This window comes from Salipiger sp. (assembly GCF_059781815.1).
The window spans coordinates 1-9769 of record NZ_JBYNAH010000150.1 but is presented as its reverse complement, the minus strand read 5'-3'; the positions used below and the strand labels follow the sequence as shown (position 1 = coordinate 9769).

The following is a 9769-nucleotide window of genomic DNA, read 5'->3' as shown; positions in this document are numbered from 1 at the left end:
TTTTTGTGAGTCGGAGGGTGACCGGCGGCGCGGTCCGGATCAAGTCACGCTTTATGGCAGCTTCGTGCGCGTGCCTCGCGGGTCACGCGCTCCTAGCGTTTGCGCCGCCCGCCGCTGCTGCGGGCGTGAAAACTCGGCGGACGCTTGCTCACCCAGGCGAGAAACCGTGCCATGCGAGGATGGGCGCGCAGTGCCTCGGGCGTGTTGAACGCGCGCGCCAGCTCGGCCTCGGTGAAGGTGGCGTGGATCTCGTTGTGGCAGATCTGGTGCAGCCGCACGACCGGCCCGCCCTTGCCGCCCTTCAGTTTCGGCACCAGGTGATGCAGACTCTGTTTGGCCTCGGGCGGGATCGGGCGCAGGCAGAGGGGGCAGATCGGGTCGGTCATGCGCGGCTCTTGAACGGGGGCGGCTTGCAGGGCAGAAGACTGGCGCCATTCACGGCAGGATCAAGGGGGCATCGATGCAGGCAGGGCGCGAGATCGAGGCGCTGGTGATCGGCGGCGGCCCGGCCGGGCTGATGGCCGCCGACGCGCTGCTCACCGCCGGGCACAAGGTGCTGCTGGCCGAGGCCAAGCCCTCGCTCGGGCGCAAGTTCCTGATGGCGGGCAAGTCGGGGCTGAACCTGACCCGCGCCCAGCCCTTCGCGCCGTTCCTCGCCGCCTATGGCGGCGCCGAGGCGGCGCTGCGCCCGATGCTGGCCGAGTTCACCCCCGAGGCTGTGCAGGGCTGGGCCGAGGGGCTGGGCCAGACCACCTTCACCGGCTCCACCGGCCGGGTGTTTCCCACCGCGATGAAGGCCTCGCCGCTGCTGCGCGCCTGGCTGTCGCGGCTCGACGCCATGGGGCTGGAGCGCCACACGCGCTGGCGCTGGACCGGCTGGGACGGCGAGACGACGCAGTTCGACACCCCCGATGGCCCGCTGAGCCTGCGCCCGCGCGTGACGGTGCTGGCGCTCGGCGGCGCGAGCTGGGCGCGGCTGGGCTCGGACGGGGCCTGGGCGGAGCACTTGAAAGCGCAGGGCATCGAGGTGACGCCCTTCCGGCCCGCCAATGCCGGGCTCAACGTCGCCTGGTCCGGGCACATGGCGCCGCAGTTCGGCGCGCCGCTCAAGGGCGTGGCGTTCCGCGCCGGCGGGCTGGTGTCGCGCGGCGAGGCGGTGATCTCGGCGCGCGGGCTCGAGGGCGGCGGGCTCTACCCGCTGTCGCCGGCCCTGCGCGAGGGCGCGTCGCTGGTCATCGACCTCGCGCCGGATGTCTCGGAGGCAGCGCTGACCGAGCGGCTGGCCAAGCCGCGCGGCAAGCAGAGCCTGTCGAACCACCTGCGCCGGGCACTGAAGCTCTCGCCCGCCGCCCGCGCCCTACTGATGGAATGCGCCCGCCCGCTGCCCGAGGATCCAGGGACGCTTGCCCGCACCGTCAAGGCGCTCACCCTGCCGCATGCAGGGCTCCGCCCGATGGACGAGGCGATCTCGACCGCCGGCGGCGTCGCCTTCGCGGCGCTCGACGAGGGGCTGATGCTGACACAGCGTCCGGGCTGTTTCGTGGCGGGGGAGATGATCGACTGGGAGGCGCCGACCGGCGGCTACCTGCTCACCGCCTGCTTCGCGACCGGGCTCTGGGCCGGGCGCCACGCGGCGGCCTATCTGGAGCGGGACGCCAAGGCCTGAGCCGCGAGGCGCCCCGCAAGGGGCAAGGAGCGCCGGGCGAGGAGCCGCCCGGCAGGGCGCGAGGAGCCTCTGCGAGGCCCCCCGCAAAGCAGGATCAGACCGCGACCTTGCGGCTTTCCTCGAGATAGATCTCGCGCAGCCGGCCTGCCACGTCGCCCGGCGTGCCGGTGCCGATGGTGGCGCCGTCGATCTCCACGACCGGCATCACGAAGGCCGAGGCCGAGGTGAAGAACGCCTCGTCGGCCTGCTTGGCTTCCTCGACGGTGAAGGGCCGCTCCTCGACGATCATCTGCGCCTCGCGGGCGAATTTCAGCACAGCGGCGCGGGTGATGCCGTGCAGGATGTCGGTCGAGAGGTTGCGGGTGATGATCTTGCCGTCCTTGACGATATAGGCGTTGTTCGAGGTGCCCTCGGTCACGAAGCCGTCCTCGACCATCCAGGCATCATCGCAGCCGGCCTTCTTGGCCATCATCTTGCCCATCGACGGGTAGAGCAGCTGCACCGTCTTGATGTCGCGGCGGCCCCAGCGGATGTCCTCGATCGAGATCACCTTGATGCCCTTCTTGGCAGTCGGGTTGTCCGCGAGACCGGGCTTGTTCTGGGTGAACAGCACCAGCGTCGGCTCGGTGGTCTCGGGGTCGGGGAAGGCGAAGTCGCGGTCGCCGGGCGCGCCCCGGGTGACCTGCAGGTAGATCAGCCCCTCCTCGATGCCATTGAGCTCGACCAGCTTGCGGTGGATCTCGAGCAGGTCGTCAAAGGCGGCGGGCTTCTTCATGTCGAGCTCGTTCAGCGAGCGCTCGAGCCGCTTCTGGTGGCCCTCGAAGTCGATCAGCTTGCCGTCGAGCACGGAGGTCACCTCGTAGACGCCATCGGCCATCAGGAAGGCGCGGTCGAAGATCGAGACCTTGGCTTCGGTCTCGGGCAGGTACTCTCCGTTAACGTAGACAGTGCGGGTCATGTAGGGGGTCTCCAGTCAGGTCTGTCGTAAGCGGCGGGCGGGATCAGCCCCAGAGCGCCGGCTCGGAAGGATGCACGCCCTGCGCGTCGTAGAGCAGGGGGGTGGGGCGGTCTTCGGCCAGAAGCAGCGGGCCGTCAAGATCGGTGAAGGCGGCGCCCTGCGCCACCAGCACGGCGGGCGCCATGGCAAGGCTCGAGCCGACCATGCAGCCGACGAAGATGCCGTAGCCCTCGGCCTCGGCCGCGGCGCGCATCGCCACCGCCTCGGTCAGGCCGCCGGTCTTGTCGAGCTTGATGTTGACGATGTCGTACTTGCCCTTGAGCCCCGGCAGCGAGGCGCGGTCATGGGCGCTCTCGTCGGCGCAAACCGGCACCGGGCGCTCCATGCCGATGAGCGCCTCGTCGTCGCCCGCCGGCAGCGGCTGCTCGACCATCGCCACGCCGAGCCGTACCAGATGCGGCGCCAGATCGGCATAGACCTCGGCAGACCAGCCTTCGTTGGCATCGACGATGATGGTGCTGTCGGGCGCGCCCCGGCGCACCGCCTCGAGCCGCGGCATGTCGTCGGGCGTGCCGAGCTTGACCTTCAGCAGCGGGCGGGCGGCGTTCTTGGCGGCCTGCGCCATCATGTTCTCAGGCGTGTCGAGCGACAACGTATAGGCGGTGATCTCGGGGCCCGGCTTCGGCATGCCCAGCAGTTCCCAGACCCGCTTTCCCTGCGCCTTGGCCTCGAGATCCCAGAGCGCGCAGTCGACGGCGTTGCGGGCGGCGCCGGCGGGCAGCAGCTCCTGCAGCGCGGCGCGACTGACATCGGCAGGCAACCCGGCGATCTCCTCGGTCACGCTCTCGAGCGTCTCGTCGTAGCGCGCGTAGGGCACGCATTCGCCCCAGCCGGTCACCCCGTCTCGGGTGATCTTCACGGTCAGCACCTTGGCTTCGGTGCGGCTGCCCCGGGAGATGGTGAAGACCTGTGCCAGTCTGAACGTGTCGCGCGTGACCTCGATGCCCAAGAGCCCTGCCCCTTCGTTTGTCGTTCCGTCGTCAAGGCGAACGGCGGCGCAGCCCGCGCCGCCGCCCGTCATTTGGTTTCAGAGTGCCGCAGGCCTCAGAGCGCGGCAACCGCATCCGCGAGGCGCTCGGCGCCGTGGCGGTAGGGATCGACCGTCGGCAGGCCGAACTGCTCTTCGATCTTCGCGCAATAGGCCTTGGCCTCGTCCTCGCCCATGTGCTGGGTGTTGATCGAGATGCCGATCACCTTGCAGGCCGGGTTGGCGACCTGCGCCAGCGTCAGCGCCATGTCACGCACCGCCTCCAGCGAGGGCAGCTGGTAGCCCGGCAGGCCGCGCATGTGGGTGCGGGTCGGCTCGTGGCAGAGCACCAGCGCGTCCGGCTGGCCGCCATGCACCAGCGCCATGGTCACGCCCGAGTAGGAGACGTGGAACAGCGAGCCCTGGCCCTCGATGATGTCCCAGTGATCCTCGTCGTTGTCCGGGGTCAGGTACTCGATGGAGCCGGCCATGAAGTCGGCGATGACCGCGTCGAGCGGCACGCCGTCGCCGGTGATCAGGATGCCGGTCTGGCCGGTAGCCCGGAAGGTCGATTTCATGCCCTTCTCGCGCATCGCCGCGTCGAGCGCGAGCGCGGTGTACATCTTGCCGACCGAGCAGTCGGTGCCCACCGCCAGCAGGCGCTTGCCCTTGCGCGGCTCACCATTGGCGATCGGATACTTGACCGAGGGGATGCGCACGTCGTGCAGCTTCTGGCCGGTGGCGCGGGCCACGGCGGCGAGGTCTTCCTCGTCGCGCAGCAGGTTGTGCAGGCCGGAGGCGAGGTCAAAGCCCTCTTCCAGCGCCTCGACAAGCACCTTCTTCCAGGTCTGCGAGATCAGCCCGCCCCGGTTGGCCACGCCGATCACCAGCGTCTTGGCGCCGGCGGCCTTGGCTTCGGCCAGCGTCATGTCGGGCAGTTTCATGTCGGCCTTGCAGCCTTCGAGGCGGAATTGGCCCACGCAGTTCTCCGGGCGCCAGTCCTTGATGCCCTGCGCCACCTTGGCGGCGAGGGGGTCCGGGGCGTCTCCGAGAAAGAGCAGATACGGCGTCTCGATCATGTCAGTTCCCTGTCGTTTGGATTCGCGGCATGTTGCCCCGCATCACACGCAAATTCATCGCGAATACCACCGCGCGCCGGGGGCTTGCGCCGAATTTCCGAGCATTTTCACCGCAACGCCGAAGAATCGTGCACGCGTTCCCGGAGAGGGCGGTGAATTCTTCCGCGCCGCGGCGTCGCTTTTCGCTTGCGCAGCATGGCGCAATTTAATAACCCATGCGGCGGAGTAAACGAAACATCCTTACCTAGCGAGGTCCTGCATGAGCTTCCGCATCCAGCCCGCCGCCCCGGCGCGTCCCAACCGCTGCCAGTTGTTCGGCCCGGGCTCGCGCCCTGCGATCTTCGAGAAGATGGCCGGCTCCGCCGCGGACGTCATCAACCTCGACCTCGAGGATTCGGTCGCGCCGTCGGACAAGGACAGCGCCCGCGACAACATCATCCAGGCCATCGGCGACATCGACTGGGGCAACAAGACGCTGTCGGTGCGGATCAACGGGCTCGACACGCCCTACTGGTACCGCGACGTGGTGGATCTGCTCGAGAAGGCCAGCGACCGGCTCGACCAGATCATGATCCCGAAGGTCGGCTGCGCCGCCGATCTTTATGCCGTCGACGCGCTGGTGACCGCGGTCGAGCGCGCCAAGGGCCGGACCAAGCCGATCAAGTTCGAAGTCATCATCGAGTCAGCAGCCGGCATCGCGCATGTAGAGGAGATTGCCGCCGGCTCCCCGCGCCTTGAGGCCATGAGCCTCGGCGCGGCCGATTTCGCCGCCTCCATGGGCATGGCCACCACCGGCATCGGCGGCACGCAGGAGAATTACTACATGCTCCGCGAGGGCGTGAAGCACTGGTCGGACCCGTGGCACTGGGCGCAGGCCGCCATCGTCGCCGCCTGCCGCACCCACGGCGTGCTGCCGGTCGACGGCCCGTTCGGCGATTTCTCCGATGACGAGGGCTACCGTGCGCAGGCGCTGCGCTCGGCGACGCTGGGCATGGTCGGAAAATGGGCGATCCACCCCAAGCAGGTGGCGCTGGCCAACGAGGTCTTCACCCCGTCCGAGGCAGCGGTGACCGAGGCGCGCGAGATCCTCGCGGCGATGGAGGCGGCCAAGGCCAAGGGCGAAGGCGCCACGGTCTACAAGGGCCGTCTGGTCGACATCGCCTCGATCAAGCAGGCCGAGGTGATCGTGAAGCAATCCGAGATGATCGCCGGGCACTGAGCCTTGCGAGAGCGAACACGGGCGCGGTCCTCGCGAGGGGGCCGCGCCCGGCTGTTTACAGCGCAAGAATGCGCCACCCTCTCGGGCCATTACTCCGGACACGCGGTCAGCCCGCCTCCGACCCTCCGGCTTGCTTGACTCACTCTCTCCTCCCGTCGTTCCCTGTCCGGGCAAGACCTTTTCCCATTGCCCCTTTCAGGATCGTCCCATGTTCAAACGTCTTCTTGCCGCCAGCCTCGTGCTGGCCTCCCCCGCCCTCGCGGATGTCTCCCCCTTCAAGACCCCCTCCGGCAATATCCAGTGCTACATCGGTGTCGGCGCGAACTCGGCCGATCTGAGCTGCACGATCTTCCAGTTCAGCGGCACGCCGAACGTGCCGCGCCCCGCCTCCTGCGGCGGCGGATGGGGCCACAACTATGTGCTGCTCGAACGCGGCCGCGTTCAGATGGAATGCGGCGGACCGGGCCGCCCGAACACCTCTTCCGGCGTCGATGTCGCGCCCTACGGCGTCTCCGCCACATGGGGCGGCATCTCGTGCCTCTCGGAGACAAACGGCCTGCGCTGCCAGAACGCCGACGGCCACGGCTTTCACCTGTCGCGCCGGGTGCTGCAGGTCTGGTGACACGCAAGAGGGCGCCCGAAGGCGCCCTCGCATTCCCCCGACGAAGAAGTCCTATTCCGCCGGCTTGTGCGCCGCGTCGGCCAGCACGTGCTCGGCCTCCTCGTCGATATGCAGGTCGTCGATGGTCATCACCCCGGCATTCGGATCGCCGTAAACGGCTAGGTCCATCTGGCCCTCGGTCTTGGCGACGATGGTCGAGACCACCGCATCGCCGGTGATGTTCACTGCCGTGCGGATCATGTCCATCAGGCGGTCGACCCCGAGGATCAGCGCAATGCCCTCGATCGGCAGGCCGACCTGCCCCAGCACCATGGTCAGCATGACAAGGCCCACGCCGGGCACCCCCGCGGTGCCGATCGAGGCCAGCACCGCCATGGCGATGACCGTCAGGTAGCCGCCGAGGCCAAGGTCGATGCCGTAGACATTGGCGAGGAACACCGTCGCCACGCCCTGCATGATCGCGGTGCCGTCCATGTTGATCGTTGCGCCGAAGGGCACCGAGAACGAGGCCACCGAGTTGCTCACCCCCATGCGCTCGGTCACGCAGCGCAGGGTGACCGGGATGGTCGCGTTCGACGAGGCCGTCGAGAAGGCAAAGATCTGCGCCGGGCGGATCTTCTTCAGGAAGGTGATCGGGTTGAGCCCCGAGAAGACCTTCAGGAACAGCATCAGCGTGACGAAGAGGTGCAGCAGCAGCGCCCCCACGAGCACAAGCACATAGGCGATCACCGGCATGAAGAGCCCGATGCCCTGCTCGGCGAAGGTCTTGGCGATCAGGCAGAACACGCCGTAGGGCGCGAAGGCCATGACGATCTGCACCACCTTCATCATCAGCTCGTTCATGTATTCGCAGGCTTCCACGAAGGTCTTGGAGCGCTCGCCCAGCATCAGCGCGGCGATGCCGAGTATGATGGTGTAGAAGATGATCTGCAGCATCTCGCCGCCCGAGAACGCCGCAACCGGGTTGCGCGGCACGATCGCCGCGAAGGTCTCCCAGACGCTCGGCGCCTCGCGACCGGTGACGCCCGAGGTGTCGATGCCCTCCATCACGAAGCCGTCGCCCGGCGCCACCACCAGCGCGATCAGGATCGCCACCGCGATGGCCGTCGCCGTGGTGGCGATGTAGAGGCCGAAGCTCTTGCCGCCGACCCGGCCGAGGATGCGGATGTCGCCGATCCCCGCCACGCCGCAGATCAGCGAGAAGAACACCAGCGGCACCACCAGCATCTGCAGGGCGTTGACGAACATCCGTCCGATCATGCCGAACAGACCCCCGACGAGATGGGTGTTGATCGCCTCGATGCCGGCGATGTTGAGGATCACCCCGAGGACGAGACCCGCCCCCATGGCGATCATGATCCGGGTCGTCAGCGACAGTTTGCCGTCGCCATCGCGCAATGCGGTACCCATGGCAGTCTCCTTTGCGATTCCAGAGCCCCAGTCTGCGCCGGTTCCGCGCCTCCGGGGCCAGAAATGCACCCGCAACCCCGGGTTTTCGGAACCGGACCCGGGGACCGCATGGCCTGAATGTCTAAACTTTAACCAATTTTCCCGTTTTACGCGAGGTTTCTGCGTCGCAACGGCAAGGGTCGGGAAGCCTGGGCATTCGTATTGCCCCTGTCATACTGTCCCGCTACAGCGCGCTACCGCGCGTCTCGAAAGGAGCCCGTTGATGTCTCAGTTCACCCTCGGATGGGAAGAGTGGCTTGCGCTGCCCGATCTCGGCCTGCCAGCGATCCGCGCCAAGGTCGACACCGGCGCCCGCACCTCGGCGCTGCACGCCTTTGCCATCGAGCCCTTCGGCCCGGAAGACAAGCCGATGGTGCGCTTCGCGATCCACCCCGACCCCGCCGATCCCGGTCTCGAGATCATCTGCTCGGCGCCGCTCAAGGACCGCCGCGAGGTGACCTCGTCGAACGGCGAGACCGAGCTGCGCTTCGTGATCGAGACCACGGTGAGGATGGACGACCGCAGCTGGCCGATCGAGGTGACGCTGACCGATCGCGGCTCGATGGCCTACCGCATGCTGCTCGGCCGCTCGGCGCTGGCCGATGACATGATCGTGTCGCCGAGCCACAGCTTCCAGCAGCCCGAGCTCTCCTTCGAAGAATACCGCGCCATCCCGCGCCACAAGCAGCACCGCCGCGCCCTGCGCCTCGCCATCCTGACCCGCGAGCCGTCGAACTACTCGACCCGCCGGCTGATCGAGGCGGCGGAGGCGCGCGGCCACACCATGGAGGTGATCGACACCTCGCGCTGCTACATGAACATCCGCGCCGTCGGCGGCGAGGTGCATTACGACGGCCGCCGCCTGCCGCATTACGACGCGGTGATCCCGCGCATCGGCGCCTCGGTGACCTCCTACGGCACCGCGGTGGTGCGCCAGTTCGAGAGCCTCGGCACCTATTGCCTGTCGGGCTCCGAGGGCATCACCGTGTCGCGCGACAAGCTGCACGCCCATCAGGTGCTGGCGCGCCACCGCATCGGCATGCCGACCACCGCCTTCGCCCGTTCGCCGAAGGATTCGGCCAACGTCATCAGCCTCGTGGGCGGCGCGCCGCTGGTGCTGAAGCTGCTCGAGAGCACGCAAGGAAAGGGCGTGGTGCTGGCCGAGACCAAGAAGGCGGCGGAGAGCGTGATCTCCGCCTTCCAGGGGCTGAAGGCCGATTTCCTGGTGCAGAGCTTCGTCAAGGAGGCCGCCGGGGAAGACATCCGCTGCTTCGTGGTCGGCGGCAAGGTGGTCGCCGCGATGCGCCGCCGCGGCAAGCCCGACGATTTCCGCTCCAACCTGCACCAGGGCGGCACCGCCGAGCCGGTGAAGATCACCCGCACGGAGCGCGAGACGGCGGTCAAGGCGGCCCGCGCCATGAAGCTCGACGTGGCCGGCGTCGACCTGCTGCGCGGCGAGGACGGCCCCAAGGTGCTCGAGGTCAATTCCTCGCCCGGGCTCGAGGGCATCGAGCGCACCTCCGAGAAGGATATCGCGGGCCTGGTGATCCAGCATATCGAGGAAAAGGTCGCCCCGCGCCCGCCGAAACCGCGCCGCCGCGCACAGTAGCCCCCGGAAGGCGCGTCGCAGCAACGGCCCCGCCCCTGCGACGCCCAAGCCCGCGGTCCCCTCCCACAAGGGACGCCCCCCCCCCCCCCCCCCCCCCCCGCGCCGCCCCCCCCCCCCCCACGGCCGCCCCCCCCCGGGCG

Annotated in this window: 9 protein-coding genes; 4 read left to right on the top strand and 5 right to left on the bottom strand. The window is 68.5% G+C overall.

Going from position 1 to position 9769, the window contains the following annotated elements:
• Positions 1 to 92: 92 nt before the first annotated feature.
• Positions 93 to 386: an HNH endonuclease family protein gene (locus AC6RA4_RS16620; protein WP_500162235.1), complete on the bottom strand. Its 294-nt coding sequence runs from the start codon at positions 384 to 386 to the stop codon at positions 93 to 95.
• A gap of 74 nt (positions 387 to 460) precedes the next feature.
• Here AC6RA4_RS16620 and AC6RA4_RS16615 point away from each other — a divergent pair, with 74 nt between their 5' ends.
• The gene (locus AC6RA4_RS16615; protein WP_500162233.1) at positions 461 to 1666 is read left to right on the top strand and encodes a TIGR03862 family flavoprotein; all 1206 of its coding nucleotides are present in this window, start codon (positions 461 to 463) and stop codon (positions 1664 to 1666) included.
• A 94-nt stretch (positions 1667 to 1760) separates the two neighbouring features.
• Here the strand turns inward: AC6RA4_RS16615 and AC6RA4_RS16610 are convergent, their stop codons facing one another.
• From AC6RA4_RS16610 to dgcN, 3 genes are all read right to left on the bottom strand, one after another.
• The gene (locus AC6RA4_RS16610; RefSeq protein WP_500162231.1) at positions 1761 to 2624 is read right to left on the bottom strand and encodes a D-amino-acid transaminase; all 864 of its coding nucleotides are present in this window, start codon (positions 2622 to 2624) and stop codon (positions 1761 to 1763) included.
• 43 nt (positions 2625 to 2667) lie between these two features.
• On the bottom strand, positions 2668 to 3633 hold the full coding sequence (gene dgcA, locus AC6RA4_RS16605) for an N-acetyl-D-Glu racemase DgcA (protein ID WP_500162229.1): 966 nt from the start codon (positions 3631 to 3633) through the stop codon (positions 2668 to 2670).
• 95 nt (positions 3634 to 3728) lie between these two features.
• Entirely contained in the window at positions 3729 to 4730 is a 1002-nt protein-coding gene (gene dgcN, locus AC6RA4_RS16600) for an N-acetyltransferase DgcN (RefSeq protein ID WP_500162227.1), read from the bottom strand.
• 259 nt (positions 4731 to 4989) lie between these two features.
• On the opposite strand from dgcN, the gene AC6RA4_RS16595 reads away from it, so the two are divergent.
• Both AC6RA4_RS16595 and AC6RA4_RS16590 read left to right on the top strand, forming a co-directional pair.
• Positions 4990 to 5949: an L-malyl-CoA/beta-methylmalyl-CoA lyase gene (locus tag AC6RA4_RS16595; protein WP_500162225.1), complete on the top strand. Its 960-nt coding sequence runs from the start codon at positions 4990 to 4992 to the stop codon at positions 5947 to 5949.
• A gap of 208 nt (positions 5950 to 6157) precedes the next feature.
• Positions 6158 to 6571, top strand: a complete 414-nt coding sequence (locus AC6RA4_RS16590) for a DUF6636 domain-containing protein (RefSeq protein ID WP_500162224.1) — start codon at positions 6158 to 6160, stop codon at positions 6569 to 6571.
• A gap of 51 nt (positions 6572 to 6622) precedes the next feature.
• On the opposite strand, the gene AC6RA4_RS16585 is transcribed toward AC6RA4_RS16590, so the two are convergent.
• A complete protein-coding gene (locus AC6RA4_RS16585) occupies positions 6623 to 7981 on the bottom strand; it encodes a dicarboxylate/amino acid:cation symporter (RefSeq protein WP_500162222.1) in 1359 nt (452 codons plus the stop codon).
• Between the two features lie 262 nt (positions 7982 to 8243).
• Here AC6RA4_RS16585 and rimK point away from each other — a divergent pair, with 262 nt between their 5' ends.
• Positions 8244 to 9629, top strand: a complete 1386-nt coding sequence (gene rimK, locus AC6RA4_RS16580) for a 30S ribosomal protein S6--L-glutamate ligase (protein ID WP_500162220.1) — start codon at positions 8244 to 8246, stop codon at positions 9627 to 9629.
• Positions 9630 to 9769 lie beyond the last annotated feature (140 nt).